This is a genomic window from Pyxidicoccus fallax (assembly GCF_012933655.1).
Taxonomy (GTDB): Bacteria; Myxococcota; Myxococcia; order Myxococcales; family Myxococcaceae; genus Myxococcus; species Myxococcus fallax.
The window spans coordinates 30,043-46,148 of the sequence record NZ_JABBJJ010000059.1 but is presented as its reverse complement, the minus strand read 5'-3'; the positions used below and the strand labels follow the sequence as shown (position 1 = coordinate 46,148).

The window sequence follows — 16,106 nt, the reverse complement described above, 5'->3', positions numbered from 1 at the left end:
GGCCCACCCCAGGCCACCGACCAGAGCCAGATTTCGTCGGTGGGGCCGCGCAGGAACTTCGGCTCGGCGGTCTCCGCGTCCCAGACGTGCAGCAGGGTCTCCCCTTCCACGGCGGCCGCGGCGAGCAGGCTTCCGTCCGGGCTCCAGGCCAGGACACTCGGGCTGGACGCCCCCACGCGCGTCCGGTCCAGGACGAGGTTCATCTCGGGCAGGAAGTGCGCGGTGCACCGCAGGTCCTTGATGATGGGCCGCCGCACTTCGGCGCCGGCGTCCGCGCAATCTCCCGACCACCGGTTGAAGCGCCAGCCCGAGCGCGGCACCGCGCTCAGGGTGACCTCGTCGTTGTCTGGGAAGCGCACCTCGCAGGCGGCGCCAGGACACGCCAGCAACGCCGGGGTGCTGTGCACGTCTCCAGCGCCCATCACCTCCACCTGGAGCGTGAAGCTCGCGGGCCGGCGCTCGAAGCGCGCCACGCACCGGACATCCGTGTGCAGGTACACCTGGGACTGAGTGCCCTCCCCCTCGCAGTCGCCCTCCCAGCGGGAGAACCGCCAGCCATGGGCGGGGGTGGCCTCGAGGCCCACCCAGGAGCGCTCGGGATAGCCGGCCTCGCAGGTGGCGCCGCAGGAGATGCCGTCCGGCACGCTGCGGACCGAGCCCTCCCCCTCCAGCGCCACGGTGAGCAGCGGCCCCGAGGCCAGGGCACGCACGTGGACCTCCACGGGCTCGGACCAGGGCCCCGCCCGTCCCGCGGCGTCCACCCCACGGCAACGCACCCGGTGCTGCCCCTTCTGGGTGAAGGCATGCTCGACCTCCACCGGCGTGCCGCTGGCCACCGCTTCCGTGAGGGGCTCCGTCGCCTCGGAGCCGTCTCCCCAGTCGAAGCCGTAGGTCAGCGCGCCGCCGTCCGGGTTCAGGGCCGAGCACCGGAAGCGCAGCCCCATCCCCACCGCGCCGGTGGTGACGTCGGCCTCGAGACGGGCCTGTGAAGGCGACCGGTCCCCCTGGCGGCCCTCGCCACCACAGGCGGCGGCGACGAGTGCCAGCAACAGGGAGAAGCACGGCGAGAGGCGCCCGAAGCGGGCGGAAGCCAGGGGTCCAGGACGGAAGTGCATAGACTCACTCGCGCAAGCCCGGCCCCGGATACGCGCGAGGTGCTGAGTAACCGCACCGGCCGTCGGAAGTCAAAGGACACTTCAAAACGGCAACGGCCGGGCCCCCTTTCGGGAACCCGGCCGTCTCGCCGTGAGGCGTGTGCCGCTGAAGCGATTACTTCTTCAGCTTGCTCGCCATCACGTCGCCGAGGCGCGCCTTGGAGCCTTCCGCCTGCTTGCGGAGGTACTCGCGGTAGTCCTCGCCCTCGCCGATGAGCGCCTTCATCGACAGCGCCACCTTCCGGTCCGGGGTGTTGATGTCGATGATCTTGACCTCGACCTCCTGGCCCTCGTTCACCACGTCACGCGGGTTCTCGACACGCTCCTCCTTCAGCTCGGAGACGTGGACGAGGCCCTCGATGCCCGGCTCGATCTCCACGAACGCGCCGAAGTCGGTGACCTTGGTGACCTTGCCCTTCACGCGGCTGCCCACCGGCAGGCGCTCGGACAGCGTCTCCCAGGGGTCCGGCTGGAGCTGCTTGATGCCCAGGCTGAAGCGCTCGTTCTCGACGTCGATGTTGAGCACCACCGCCTCGACCTCGTCGCCCTTCTTGAACATCTCGCCCGGGTGCTTGATGCGCTGGGTCCACGAGATGTCGGACACGTGCACCAGGCCGTCCACGCCCTCCTCGACGCCGACGAACACGCCGAAGTCGGTGACGTTGCGGATCTGACCCTTGATGACGGAGCCGATCGGGTACTTGTCCTCGAGCAGCGTCCAGGGGTTCTGCTCGATCTGCTTCATGCCCAGCGCGATGCGCTTGGCCTTCGGATCGATGTCCAGGACGACGGCCTCGACCTCCTGGCCGACCTCCAGAATCTTGGACGGGTGCTTGAGGCGCTTGGTCCAGGACATCTCGGACACGTGCACCAGACCCTCGACGCCCTGCTCGATCTCGATGAACGCGCCGTAGTCGGTGATGGAGACGACCTTGCCGCGCACGCGGGTGCCGACCGGGTACTTCTCGTCGGCGCGGTGCCACGGGTCCTCCTGGATCTGCTTGAGGCCCAGGCTGACGCGCTCCTGCGTCGGGTCGAACTTGAGGACGACGACGCGGACCTCGTCACCCACGTTGAACATCTCGCTGGGGTGACCGATGCGGCCCCAGGACATGTCCGTGATGTGGAGCAGGCCGTCGATGCCGCCGAGGTCGATGAACGCACCGTAGTCGGTGAGGTTCTTGACCACGCCCTTGAGGACCGCGCCCTCGCGCAGGTTCTTCAGGGTCTCCTTCTTCATCTCCTCGCGCTGCTTCTCGAGGAGGACGCGGCGGGACAGAACGATGTTGCCGCGCTTCTTGTTGAACTTGATGACCTTGAACTCGAATTCCTTCGAGATGTACTGGTCAAGGTTGCGCACCGGGCGGATGTCCACCTGGGAGCCAGGGAGGAACGCCTTCACGCCGATGTCGACGGAGAGGCCACCCTTCACGCGGCCGACGATGGTGCCCTTGACGATCTCGTCGCGCTCGCAGGCGGCGCTGATCTCGTCCCAGATGCGCATCTTGTCGGCCTTCTCCTTGGAGAGGACGACCATGCCGGTGTCGTTCTCGCGGCTCTCCAGGAGAACCTCGACGGGGTCGCCGGCCTTGACCGAGACCTCACCGCGAGGGTTGGTGAACTCGGAGATCGGGACCTGACCCTCGGACTTGTAGCCGATGTCGACAATCGCGAAGTCCTTCGTCACCTGGACCACGGTGCCCTTGACGATCTCCCCTTCCTTCAGGATGCCGTCACCACCGCGCTCCTTGAGCGAGGCCTCGAACAGTGCGGCGAAATCCTCGTCACCGCCGTCCATCCCGACCTGCTGGTTCACGTTCTGCTGCATGTAGAGGAAGTCCTTTGAAACGGTACAGCTGCCCCCTGATTGTGGGTGTACGCAGCGGCCTGCGGGGAGCAACGGGCCGGAGCGCTCGTCCTCGTCATGAGGACCTTGAATTTACGGAAGCCGCGCACCCTAGACACCGGAGATTCCGGGAGTCAAGCGAGCACGTGCTCCTTGTGACCTTGGGTGGATGCCCTACACCGGCCCTGTCAAGCCCGCCGTTCCTCGTCCGCCTGGTAGGACCCCAGGCGGACGGGCTCGAAACCCCGGCCGGATGGACCCAGCACCTACTTAAGAACGGGTCTGCCCCGGCGCAGCCCTCCCCACAAGGACTCTCCTTATATGCACGCCCTCCTGGCCGCACCCCGGGCGAGGAAAAATCCAGTCCGAATGCGACATTTTCCCCCGGAATCCGTTCGCCATTTGGGTGGAGGCCCGCGAGTCCAATGCCCGGCGTAGTCACGGGGGAGGTGCGCCCGGGGGGGTGGACTGTTCCCGAACGTCGGCGGCCGCGGGCCCCTCCCCCTTTTCCTGTTCATTTCAGGAGCTTGGACCCGCTCGGTTGTCGCGTGGGTGACGCCTGATGTGGGTTTTTGTCGGATCTGCCCCGTGATCCGAGGAAACCCTTTCCGGGCTCCCCCGATAATCCCGGGCTGAGGGTGTACCTACCTCCCGGGAGGTCCCGCTGTGATCCGCCAGATCTTCAGTTCGATGACGGCCGCGAAATCCAAGGCGTCCCAGGCCGTCCAGTCCAAGCAGGCGAGCAAGGACGGCTGGCAGCCCATGGGTCACGTCAGCCAGACCCACCCCAAGGGACGGAACGCCCAGTACGTGAATGCCGCGTTCAACTGCGGCCCTTCCGTGGTGGCCATGCTGGCGCGCGGCCATGGAAAGCTCGCCAAGCTCTCGGATGCCCAGCTCATCAACCGCCTGGGTCGCGGGGTCGTCACCGAGCAGGGAAGCACGCCCCGGGGCATCGCGAAGATGCTCGAGAAGGCCAACGTGCCCATCGCGGGCCCCGCGCTCGGCGGCCCCTACGACAACGCGGCCGTGAAGGGCGAGCTGAAGAAGGGGCGCATGCTCATCGCCCAGGTCAAGGTCGAGGACCCGAAGACGAAGGAGAAGAGTTCTCACTACGTCCTGGTCCGCAAGATGACGGCCGATGGCAACTTCGTCATCTCGGATCCGCTGAAGAAGGGCACCAGCATCGTCACGCCGCAGCAGCTCGCCAAGGCCGTCAACGGGGCTCCGCCGGACGGAGGCATGCTCATTCCCGTCTCGCGCCCCGGAGGGGACCTGAAGCCCAAGGAGCCCGCGCCGCCTCCGGCACAGCCGGGCCTGGTGGACCACCGCTCCTTCCAATACCCCCCTGGCTGGGCGGAGTACGTGCGGAACAACCCCTTCACCCACCGCTATGGGGACATGGGCCCGAACTTCGATGGCGAGCGGCAGTGGGAACGTCGCGGGGCGGACTCCTTCCAGCCGTCCTCCCACTTCAGGAACAGCACGTACGGCGGCTCCGACTTCCGGCGGCCTGGCCGTGACCGCATGGGCCTCTCCTCGATGCAGGACCGGTTCATGGGCTCCAGCGCGGCCGGTGCGAGGCCCGCGCCGAGCCCGGCGCCCGCGGAGAAGAAGCCCCCCACGAAGACCAAGGCGGACAAGAACGCCTTCACGGCCACGGATGACGTCTACACGGGCGTGAAGACCGACTTCGTCGCGCAGCCGGCCGCGCCCGAGCCCGCCGGCAAGTCGTCCAGCAAGAACAAGGCGTTCAGACTGATCGTCAGCTACAAGCACCACGACAAGGACGGTGCGAAGGCGGACAAGCCCGTCCTGAAGAAGATCAAGACCGACGAGGATGTCCAGGCGGCGGCGGAGCGGCTGCTGAAGCTCAAGGCGAAGGGAACCAAGGGCATCAACAAGATCCTGGGCAGGATGGAGAACAGCCCCCACGAGAGTGACAAGCTCGTGCTCTCGCGCTTGAAGAACCTGGAGCTGAACCAGGGCGGCATCGGCAAGAAGATCAATTACGAGTCGTGGGGCTGAGGGCCACGCCGCACGGGGGCGCTCCGCCTCAGCTAGGATTCCCGACGCATGGCCCGCCAGCCCACGGATGAACAGACGCAGGAGTCCCCCGCCCCCGTGATGTCCGCGCGCCCGAACACCGGGCGCCCGGAGGAATGGGTGGACACCGGAGGCCCGCCGCCGCGCAATCCGGGGTCCCCGGCGCGCCGTCGGAACACGGGCGTCCACGAGCAGGGCCCCCTCGCGCGCGGCACCCACGTCGAGCGCTACGTCATCCTCAAGCCCGTGGGCCAGGGCGGCATGGGGATGGTGTACGCGGCGTATGATCCGGACCTGGACCGCAAGGTCGCGCTGAAGCTGCTGCACCCGGACCTCGCGGGCCCCGAGGAGCAGGGGCGCGCGCGGCTCCTGCGAGAGGCGCAGGCCATGGCCCGCGTCTCCCACCCCAACGTCATCACCGTCCATGACGTGGGCACCTTCGGCCAGCAGGTCTTCGTGGCCATGGAGTTCATCCAGGGCCAGAACCTGCACGACTGGATCCGCCAGGGCGGGCACCCATGGCAGGAGGTGCTGCGCGTCTTCCTGGAGGCGGGCCAGGGCCTGTCCGCGGCCCACCAGGCGGGGCTCATCCACCGCGACTTCAAGCCGGCCAACGTGCTCATCGGCAATGGCTCGCGCGTGTACGTGACGGACTTCGGCATCGCCCGGCTGTCGGCGGACTCCGCTGACGAGGACGAGGACGCCGACGTGACGCGCGAGGAGCGCAGCGGCGCCGGACTGTCCTCCGAGCTCACCGCGGCCGGCGCCGTCCTCGGCACGCCGCAGTACATGCCGCCGGAGCAGTACGTGGATCAGGGCGCGACCGCGCGCTCGGATCAGTTCAGCTTCTGCGCGTCGCTGTACTGGGCCCTCTACGGCAAGCGTCCCTTCGACTACCGGCAGCTGCACCGGGCGGCGTCCAAGGCCTTCCTGGCTCCTGGAACGCTCTCCGCGGAGGTGCTCCGGAAGGAGCCGCCGGGCAGCATCATCCGCGAGCCCCCGCGAGAGGCGCGCGTGCCCGCGTGGGTGCGGCGCGCGGTGCTGCGCGGACTGTCGCTCCACCCGGATGACCGGTTCCCCACGATGGAGGCGCTGCTGGAGGCCCTGTCCCAGCAGACGCGCCTGGCGCGCCGGCGCGGCGTGCTGGCGGCCGTGGGCACCGTGGCGCTGGCCTCGGTGGGCGTGGGCCTCTACCTCCACCAGCAGTCGCAGGTGTGCGCAGGGGCGGAGTCGCTGGTGGCCTCCACGTGGGGCCCCGCCTCGCGCGAGAAGCTGGCGGCGGCCTTCGTCGCCACCGGCCGCCCCTTCGCCCACGACAGCGCGGAACGCGTGAGCCGGATGCTGGATGGCTACGCGGGGGACTGGGCGCGCCTGCACACCGAGGCGTGCGAGGACACGCGGGTGCGCGGCACGCAGACGGAGGAGCTGCTGTCGCTGCGCATGGTGTGCCTGGACCGGCGCCGCAAGGACCTGGGGGCCCTGGTGGGCCAGCTCTCCGATGCGGACGGCAAGGTGGTGGAGCGGTCCGTGGATGCCGTCGCCGCCCTCCCCTCGCTGCAGCCGTGCGGGGACCTGGCGTCGCTGACGGAGCAGACACCGCTGCCCACGGACCCGCTGCTGCGTGCCTCAATCGATGGGCTGGGCTCTCGACTCGCGGACGTGAAGGCGCTCTTCGACGCGGGCCGCTACCCGAAGGCGCTGGAGCACGCCCGGAAGCTCCAGCCCGAGGTGGAAGCCACCGGCTGGCTCCCGCTTCAGGCCGAGCTGCGCAACCACCTGGGCTGGCTCCAGCAGCAGATGGGCGAGGCGGACGCGGGCCTGCGGGAGCTGGAGCGGGCGCTCGACGCCGCGGAGGCGAGCCGCTCGGACCGGATGCGGTTGGAGATCCTCGTCCGCCTCATCTTCGCGCAGGCCAGCCACGGCAAGATGGAACAGGCGGAGCGCTGGGGCCAGGTCGCGGAGTCCGTCCTCGCGCGGCTCGGCGGTGAGCCGCTGCTGGCCATCGACCTGCTCGGCAACCTGGGCAACATCCGCATGATGCAGGGCCGCTACCAGGAGGCCCGCGACTCCTTCGCGAAGGCGCGCGTGCTGCAGCGGGACACGCTCGGTCCGGAGCACCCGAAGCGCGCCAAGGTGTCCTTCAGCGAGGGGCTCGCGGCCCTGCGCCTGGGTGAGCATGCGCGCGCCATCCAGTTGCTCACCGAGGCGCTCCAGCAGACGAAGCTCGCCAAGGGACAGAGCCACCCGGAGATGGGCAACCGTCACGCCATGCTGGCCACCGCCCTGCGCGAGAGCGGTGACCCCACCCGCGCCCTGCCCCACGCCCAGGCCGCGCTCGAGGTGCGCAAGGCCGCCTTCGGACCCAAGCATCCCCTCGTCGCCGACGCGCTGGACGAGATTGGCATGGACCTGCTGGCCATGAAGCGCCACGAGGAGGCGCTCGCCACCTTCGAGCAGGCCGTGGCGCTCAAGCGCGAGGCGCTGGGCGAGGACGACTCCAACCTCTCCTATTCGTACGACGGCATCGGCCAGGTGCTGCTGGCCCAGGGGCGCGCCGCCGACGCCGTCCCGCCCCTGCGCAAGGCGCTCGCGTACGAGGACGTCGAGCCCGAGGCGCTGGCGCAAACGGGCTTCGCGTTGGCGAAGGCGCTCTGGGAGACGGGAACGGAGCCGGCCAGCATTCGCGAGGAGGCCCTGCGCGCCCGCGAGCGGTACCTGAAGCTGGAGAAGAAGCAGCAGGCGGCGGAGATCGACACCTGGCTCCAGTTCCTGGCGGAGGCGCCCGCCCCCGCCCCCGAGCCCGAGAACGCCACGAAGCGTCGCGTGGCGGTGAAGAAGCGCTCGCGGAGCCGCTGAGCGTCCTACTCCCTCCGGGCCGCCGCCTTCGCGAGCGGCCCGACGTGCGCCTGGGGAACGCTCGCTGGGGGAGCGACCCATGCCGTGTGGTGGTTCGGGATGCTCCCGCCTGTGCCTGCTCAGCAGACGGGCTGACCTGGGTCGCGGAGAAGCGCCGCGCGGCGGAATGCCTCGCTTGCCCGGAGCGGTTAGCGCCGCGCTCACTCCCCGTGAACCCGATGACGCCCGAAAAGAACTTCCCGACGTCTTCCCCCCGTCCCCTTGATTCCTCGCGGTCCGAGCTGCCAGCAGCCGGGCACGCCAACGCGCTCAGCTCGACCGTGCCGGGCCTCTTCGACGTGGCACCGCGAGGCAATCCCACGCTCGCCGAGCTGCTCGCCCGCCCCGCCCGCGTACCGGAGTCGCTCCTGCCGGGCAACATGCCGGATCCGTTCGTGCTGAAGCTGTCGGACACGAGCCCGGGTGGCGCGCGGACCGCGGGCGCGTGGCTCATCGCCACCCACAACGACGCCCCCCACGCGTTCCCCCTCTATCGCTGGAGCGTGGAGCGCGCGTGCTTCGAGCCCGCCATGAAGGACGGGCGCCACGTGAGCCTCTTCCCCGAGGACCAGCTCCCGGACTGGTGGAACCAGGGTGAGCCGGTGCCCACCGAGCCGGACCTGCCCCGCGACCTCCTGCGGGCCCGCTGGGCGCCGGAAGTCTTCGAGATGGGCGACCAGCTCGTCCTCTTCTACACGGCGAGAGATCGCCAGGGCATCCTGCGCAGCGCGTACGCCACCAGCCGCGACATCGGGGGCCCGTGGACGGACCACGGCCCCCTGGACGTCAACCCGAAGGTGAAGACGCTGGTGCCGGACTACCCGGGCGGGCCCGCGGGCCCCAACCCCGTGCTGGGCACCATCGACGGCACCGTGGTGCGGCTGGAGGACGACGGCAGCGGACGCCCGCGCCACGCGCTCGTCATCAAGGTGGACGGCAACGCCCTGCGCTGGGAGGACCCTGCCACGGGCCGCCGGCGCGTGGCGCCCACCCCCCTGGTGGCCCGTGAGTTCACCCTCGACGCGGACGGGAAGCTCCGCTTCGTGGGCACGCCCAACGTCATCCTCAGCAACGGGCCGCAGCACGGCGGGCTCGTCGAGGGCCAGTTCTTCGTCCGGGAGAACGGACACCTCTACGTGCTCTACAGCGCCGGCTTCTTCGGCAACCACGAGTACCGCACCTACGTGGGCCGGCTCGACGACGTCATGCAGGGCCGCGTCTGGAACGAGCGGCTGCTGATGGACAGCGAGAGCCCCGCCCTCCGAGGCGCGTGGAACGGCCCCGGTCACCCCTCGCTGGAGAAGGTGGGTGACGGCCTCTACGCGCTGTATCTCCACGCGTGGCGCGAGGGTACCGACTACAACCGCCATGGCGAGCAGCGCCGGGCGCTGCGCTTCCACGTGTCCTTCCGTGACACCGAGGGCCGCCCCTGCGCGCCCTTCGTCGTCGAGGACCTGCAGAACCCGCGGGCTTGATCCCCACGTGTCTGTAACCTCCGGAGCAACACCCCGTGGCCTCCGGAGCAACAAGCTGTGTCTTGATTCGTTACACGCTGTCGCTCCGGAAGCCACAATCGCTGTCGGGCTGTAGCAGGGCAGGTCCTCAGAAGCTGCCGAACTTGAGGTACAGCGTCCCCGCGAAGGCGCTGAGGTCACTGCTCTCCAGCCCCTCCAGATCCACCCCGCCCATGTAGCGGTAGCTCACCCCCGCGCCGATGCGGAAAAACCCCGTCACATTCACTTCGGTCATGACCGAAGGCTCTGTGACGAACAGGGCATCGACCCCCAGGGTCTCCTCGCCGGCGAACCTCCCACTGCGTCGGTTCAGCCACCCACCTCCGAGGAGAACGCCGACCGTGGAGTGCAGTACCCGGTGCGGGGTGAAGACGTACTCCAGCCACAATCCGCCGTACCCCAGGCGAAGATCGTAGCGCTCGTTCGTTCCTACGGGGAATGCCGCGCGCGTCGGGATGAGGCCATTGACGGCCGCGCCCACCGCGAAGCGCCGATCGATGAGCCATGCGCCGCGTCCACCCACGAGCAGCACGTTCTTCCCCAGCATCCGCGAATAGGTCGCCGAAGGGCCGCCGTAGCCGCCGTACTCCCGCTCCCCATCCAGCAGCGTCCGTTGCTCCGGCCGTGGCTCGGGCCGCGGCTCGCTGGCGGCTGGCACTGTCCCTGCACTGGCTGCGGTTCCCAGCAGCAGCAGCGCGACCATCATCCACTGAGAATACGGAGACCGATTCATGACTCCCCCTTCTTCGATGTGACTTCCGGGCCCCATGCCCGTTTCGGATCTGCGACGACACAGAACGCTGTTGACCCGCTGTAAAAGTATTTTGTAATACTCATACATGACAGGCTTTAGCGAATTGCTATAGGGGACCTGTCTGCGACCTGTCAATCATTGGGGAAGGTCGCAATCAAAAGAGGGGGAAGCGACATGGACGGGACTTCCGTCGAGAGCGGTATTGCTTTGTCTTCATCCCAGCCGGGCGCCGCGCTGGAGCCAATCGCAATCATTGGCATGGGCTGTCGCTTTCCCGGCGCGAAGGGCCCCGAGGAATTCTGGCGCCTTTTGATACATGGCGTGGACGCCGTCGGGGAGATTCCGAAGGACCGCTGGGACATCTCCACGTTCTACGACGCGTCACCGGACCGCCCCGGCAAGGCGACCACGAAGTGGGGGGGCTTCGTGGATCAGCCGCTGGGCGCCTTCGACGCCATGTTCTTCGGGATGTCGCCGCGCGAGGCGGCGTACCTGGACCCGATGCAGCGCTGGCTGCTGGAGGTGTCCTGGGAGGCGTTCGAGGACGCGGGCCTCAAGCCGGAGTCGCTGGCGGGCAGCAGGACGGGCGTCTTCGTGGGCGCCTTCACGGTGGACGCCACCGTGTACCAGCTCCAGCAGGGAAACACGGAGCTGCTCGGGCCCCACAGCGGCACGGGCTCGGCGATGACCATGGTGTCCAACCGCCTGTCGTACTGGTACGACCTGCGCGGGCCGAGCGTCTCGCTGGACACGGCGTGCTCGTCCTCGCTGGTGGCGGTGCACCTGGCCTGCCAGAGCCTGTGGAGCGGTGAGTCCACGCTGGCGCTGGCCGGCGGCGCCAGCACCATGTTCCAACCCGGGTACACCATCTCCGAGTCCAAGGCGGGCATGCTGTCGCCGGACGGGCGCTGCAAGACGTTCGACTCGCGCGCCAACGGCTACGTGCGCGGCGAGGGCGCGGGGCTCGTGGTGCTCAAGCCCCTGTCCGCCGCGCTCCGGGACGGGGACACCATCCACGCCGTCATCCGTGGCACCGCGGCCAACCAGGACGGCCGCACCAACGGCATCACCGTGCCCAACGGCGAGGCGCAGAAGGCGGTGGCGCGCGAGGCGCTGCGCCGGGCCGGGCTGGCACCGCACCAGGTGCGCTACATCGAGGCGCACGGCACCGGTACCCCGGTGGGAGACCCCATCGAGGCCCGTGCCCTGGGCGAGGTCTTCGGCCAGGGCCGCGCCGAGGGCCGCTGCGTGGTGGGCTCGGTGAAGACGAACATCGGCCACCTGGAGGCGGCGGCGGGCGTGGCTGGCCTCATCAAGGCGGCGCTGTGCCTGAAGCACGGCCAGATTCCCCCGCACCTGCACCTGCAGCGCACCAACCCCAACATCGACTTCGACGCACTGAAGCTGCGCGTGCCTCGCGAGCTGGAGCCCATGCCCGCGGGTGACGGCCCGGCCGTGGTGGCGGTGAACTCGTTCGGCTTCGGCGGCACCAACGCGCACGCGCTGCTCTCCGAGGCGCCGAAGGCTCCGGTCGAGAAGGCCGAGCCCGTCGTGGACGGGCCCACGCTGGTGACGCTGTCGGCGCGGAGCCCAGAGGCGCTGCGCCACCTGGCCTCGCGCTGGAAGGGGCTGGCCGAGACGTCCGGTGCGCCCCGGTTGCGCGAGGTGGCGGGCGCGGCGGCCACGCGCCGCACGCACCACCCGCACCGGCTGTCGGTGGTGGCGGACTCGTACCGCGAGCTGGCGGACACGCTGCACGGCTGGCTGGAGGGCGCGACGCGGGCGGGGCTGTCCACGGGACAGGCGTCGGCGAAGGCGCGCTCGGAGCTGGCCTTCGTCTACACGGGCATGGGCCCGCAGTGGTGGGGCATGGGCCGGGCGCTGCTGGGCGCGGAGCCGGTGTTCCGCCAGGCGGTGGAGCGCTGCGACGCCATCCTCGGGCAGTGGACGGACTGGTCGCTGATGAAGGAGCTGATGGCGGAGGAGTCGCGCTCGAAGATGACGGAGACGCGCATCTCGCAGCCGGCCAACTTCGCCGTGCAGGTGGGCCTGACGGAGCTGCTGCGCTCCTGGGGAATCGCTCCCTCGGCCATCGTCGGCCATAGCACCGGTGAGGCGGCGTCCTTCTGGGCGTCCGGCGTGCTCACCCTGGAGCAGGGCTGCTGGGTCGTGTACCACCGCAGCCGCCTGCAGCACCTGACGGCCGGCCAGGGCAAGCTGGTGGCGGTCGGCATTCCGTACGAGGAGGCCGTGGCCCTCATCGAGGGCACCGAGGGCGTGTCCATCGCCGCCGTCAACAGCCCCAGCTCGGTGACGCTGGCGGGCGAGCCCTCCGCGCTGGAGCGGCTGGTGACGCCCCTGTCCGGACGTGGTGTCTTCTGCCGCTTCCTCAAGGTGGATGTGCCCTTCCACAGCCACTACATGGACCCGCTGCGCGACGAGCTGCTGTCGTCCCTGGCGGACCTGCGCCCGGTGCGCGCGAAGGTGCCGCTCTGGTCCACGGTGACGGGCCAGCGCGCCGCCGGCCCGGAGCTGGATGCGCACTACTGGTGGCTCAACGTGAGAGACCCGGTGCGCTTCGCGCTGGCCGCCCAGAACATGATGGCGGACGGCTACCGCACCTTCGTGGAGGTGGGACCGCACCCGGTGCTCGGCGGCTCCATCAACGAGTGCGCCCAGCAGCGCAACACGCCCGTGCGCACCCTGCCCACGCTCAAGCGCGGCGATGACGACGTGCGGGGGATGCTCGGCACGCTGGGCGCGCTCCATGCGCTGGGCGTGTCGCCGGACTGGGAGGGCGTCTTCCCGGGCGCGGCGAAGCGGCCGGTGCCGCTGCCGCGCTACGCGTGGGACCACCAGCTCTACTGGCAGGAGTCCGCCGAGTCCCGGACGCAGCGCCTGGAGCCCATGACGCACCCGCTGCTGGGCAAGCGCCAGATCGCGGCGCAGCCGACGTGGCAGGGCCAGGTGGCGCGCACCTCGCCCGCGTGGCTGGTGGACCATGCCATCCAGGGCGCGGTGGTGTTCCCCGGCGCGGGCTACCTGGAGATGGGACTGGCCGCGCTGCGGCAGGCCACGGGCCGCGCCACCGGTGGCGTGGAGCTGCATGACATCCAGTTCCGCAACGCGCTCTTCCCGCGCGAGCCCGTGTCCCTCCAGACGGTGCTGGACCTGGATGACGCGAGCTTCACCGTCTACAGCCGCACGAGCACGACGGAGGCCACGTGGCAGCCGCACACCCGGGGCCGCTTCCGCGCCATTCCCACGCGCGCCGCGGTGCCGGGCCAGCTCGCGGCCGTGAAGGCGTCCTTCGCGGGCGTGCCCGAGTCCGACGCCACCGAGTGCTACGAGCGGCTGCGCTCGCGACACTTCGAGTACGGCCCCCGCTTCCAGGGCCTGCGCCGGCTGGCCGCGCGTGGCAACGAGACGCTCGCCCTGGTGGAGCTGAAGGCGGAGGACACCGCGGACCTGACCGGTTTCGAGCTGCCCCCTCCCCTGCTCGACGTCTGCTTCCAGGTGCTCATCGCGGGCACCCTGGCGTCGGGCGCGAAGGAGGCGTCGCTGCCCACTGGCATCGACCGCATCGCCATCCACGGGCCGCTGTCGGGACGGCTCTGGGTGCATGGCCGGATGAAGGACAGCAGCCGTCGGTCCATGTCCGGCTCGCTGGACGTGTACTCGGAGGACGGCCGGCTGCTGGTGTCGCTGGAGGGCATCCGCGTGCAGTCGCTGGAGGCCTCGTCGCGCTCGCACGCCACGCCGGACATGTTCTACGAGATGACCTGGCACCCGCTGGCGCAGGACTCCGCGACGGAGCCGGCGCGGGCGGCGAAGTCCTGGCTGGTGCTGGAAGACGCGCACGGCCTGGGCAACCGGCTGGCCTCCGCGCTGGAGGCGGCGGGCGGAAGCGTGGTGCGGGTGCGGCCGGGCACCGCGTTCCGCGCGTCGCGCGACGGGCGCCGCTTCGAGGTGAACCCGGAGAAGCGCAAGCACTTCGACCGGCTGCTGGCGGAGCTGGAGGCCCGGGGACGTCCGGACGGAGTCCTCCACCTGTGGGGCCTGGATGCGCGGCCCACGCGGGAGCTGACGTCGGACACGCTGATGGACGCGCAGGGCCCGGGCCTGGTGGCGCTGATGCACCTCTCTCAGGCGCTGCAGACGGCGGCCTGGTCGAAGCCGCCGCGCCTGTGGGTGCTCACGCGCGGCGCGAAGTACGTGCCGGGCGATGTGCGCACGCTGGAGGTGGCGCAGAGCCCGCTGTGGGGCTTCGCCGCCGCGCTCTTCCAGCAGGAATACCCGGAGCTGGCCGGCGGCGCGGTGGACCTGGACCCGTCCGCGCCCGACTCGGAGGTGGAGCGGCTGCTCTCGCTGCTGTCGCGGCCCTCGATGGAGCCCCTGCTGGCGCTGCGGCGTGAGCAGCTCTGGGGCGAGCGCATGGTGCCCGCGCCGCGGGTGGCCGGCGGCTCGCTGCCCGCGCGGCTGCGGCCGGACGCGTCGTACCTCATCACCGGCGGGCGTGGTGGCCTGGGGTTGGTGTTCGCGCGTTGGCTGGTGGAGCGCGGGGCGCGCCGGCTCGTGCTGGCGGGCCGCACGCCGCTGCCCGAGCGGCACAAGTGGCACACGGTGGCGGCCGACTCCTCGGTGGGCCGGCAGCTCGCGGCCGTGCGTGAGCTGGAGGCGCTGGGCGCGAGCGTCCACGCGGTGGCGCTGGACGTGACGGACGAGAAGCGGATGCGCGCGTTCGTGGAGGACTTCCGGCGCGAGGGCTGGCCGCCCATCCGAGGCGTCATCCACGCGGCGGGCGTGGTGCAGCCGCGGCGCTTCTCCGACCTGGAGGCGTCACACCTGCGCGACACGCTGGCGCCGAAGCTGGCCGGTGGGTGGAACCTGCACCGGCTGCTGGCGGACGCGCCGCTGGACTTCTTCGTCCTCTGCTCTTCCGTCAACGCGCTCGGCTTCTCCATGGGCGTGGCGGACTACGCGGCCAGCAACGCGTTCCTGGACAGCCTGGCGCACGCGCGCCGGAACCAGGGCCTGCAGGCGCTGTCCGTCAACTGGAGCGCCTGGGACGAGGTGGGCATGGCCAGCGAGGAGCAGGTGGCCCACGACTTCGAGCGGCGCGGCATCATCCCCATCCGACCAGCCCAGGGCGTGGAGGCGCTGGAGCGCGCCATGCAACATGACCTGCGGCAGGTCGTGGTGCTCGCGGCGGACTGGCAGCGCATCCTCCGCACCGGCTACCCCACCGCGGAGACGCCCGCGATGATCCGGCCCATCGCCGAGCAGCTCGCCGCGAGCGCTCCGGCCGACGAGCAGTCCGGCCCGCGGGAGAACGTGCGCGCGCAGCTGGCGGAGGCGAAGGACGATGCGACCCGCCAGCGGGTGCTGGAGGACTTCCTCGCGGGCGTGGTGGCCCGCACGCTGCGGCTGTCGCCGGAGCAGGTGGACCGGCAGCTGCTGCTCCAGACGCTGGGCCTGGACTCCATCATCGCCGTGGAGCTGCGGATGCAGATGGTGGGCGGCCTCGGCGTGGGTCCCACCCTCATCGAGCTGCTGCAGGGCGCGAGCGTCACGTCGCTCGCGGCCATGCTGCTGACGCGCCTGCCGTCCGCCGACGCGGCCCCGGCCGACGCCGAGCCCGCGAAGGTGGAGTCCGCGAAGCCCCAGCCTCCCGCCGCTGCCGTGGTGATGGCGGCGCCGGAGCCAGCCCCCGAGGTCGGTGACCTGGCGTCGAGCCTGAAGGACCTGTCCGAGGAGGAGCAGCAGGCGCTCCTCCTGGCGTTGGAGCGGGAGCTCACGACCGAGCAGCACGGCGGCGAGCGGCTGACACACTAGCCGGACCCGCCCTGTCTCATTGCCAGTTCGTCCACGTCCGGGGGCCCCGCGGCCCCCGCCTT

7 protein-coding genes are annotated in these 16,106 nt (G+C 70.4%); 4 read left to right on the top strand and 3 right to left on the bottom strand.

What is annotated here, in order from left to right:
• Both HG543_RS15265 and HG543_RS15260 read right to left on the bottom strand, forming a co-directional pair.
• Positions 1 to 1,115: InlB B-repeat-containing protein (locus HG543_RS15265; RefSeq protein ID WP_439332605.1), on the bottom strand; the 1,115-nt coding region annotated here is incomplete at its 3' end.
• A 154-nt stretch (positions 1,116 to 1,269) separates the two neighbouring features.
• Positions 1,270 to 2,982, bottom strand: a complete 1,713-nt coding sequence (locus tag HG543_RS15260; RefSeq protein WP_169345490.1) for a 30S ribosomal protein S1 — start codon at positions 2,980 to 2,982, stop codon at positions 1,270 to 1,272.
• Positions 2,983 to 3,666: 684 nt separating this feature from the next.
• Between HG543_RS15260 and HG543_RS15255 the strand changes: the two genes are divergently transcribed.
• The 3 genes from HG543_RS15255 (at position 3,667) to HG543_RS15245 (ending at position 9,416) form a co-directional block, all read left to right on the top strand.
• Complete coding sequence (locus HG543_RS15255; protein ID WP_169345489.1) at positions 3,667 to 5,028, top strand: cysteine peptidase family C39 domain-containing protein; 1,362 nt, start codon at positions 3,667 to 3,669, stop codon at positions 5,026 to 5,028.
• Positions 5,029 to 5,076: 48 nt separating this feature from the next.
• Positions 5,077 to 7,902: a serine/threonine-protein kinase gene (locus tag HG543_RS15250; RefSeq protein WP_246357041.1), complete on the top strand. Its 2,826-nt coding sequence runs from the start codon at positions 5,077 to 5,079 to the stop codon at positions 7,900 to 7,902.
• A 218-nt stretch (positions 7,903 to 8,120) separates the two neighbouring features.
• Positions 8,121 to 9,416: a glycoside hydrolase family protein gene (locus HG543_RS15245; RefSeq protein ID WP_246357040.1), complete on the top strand. Its 1,296-nt coding sequence runs from the start codon at positions 8,121 to 8,123 to the stop codon at positions 9,414 to 9,416.
• Positions 9,417 to 9,543: 127 nt separating this feature from the next.
• Here the strand turns inward: HG543_RS15245 and HG543_RS15240 are convergent, their stop codons facing one another.
• Positions 9,544 to 10,161, bottom strand: coding sequence for a hypothetical protein (locus HG543_RS15240; RefSeq protein WP_169345488.1), 618 nt, complete (start codon positions 10,159 to 10,161; stop codon positions 9,544 to 9,546).
• 222 nt (positions 10,162 to 10,383) lie between these two features.
• Here HG543_RS15240 and HG543_RS15235 point away from each other — a divergent pair, with 222 nt between their 5' ends.
• Positions 10,384 to 16,044 (top strand): type I polyketide synthase, encoded by a 5,661-nt coding sequence (locus tag HG543_RS15235; RefSeq protein ID WP_281404406.1) that lies wholly within the window; start codon positions 10,384 to 10,386, stop codon positions 16,042 to 16,044.
• Positions 16,045 to 16,106: the final 62 nt, after the last annotated feature.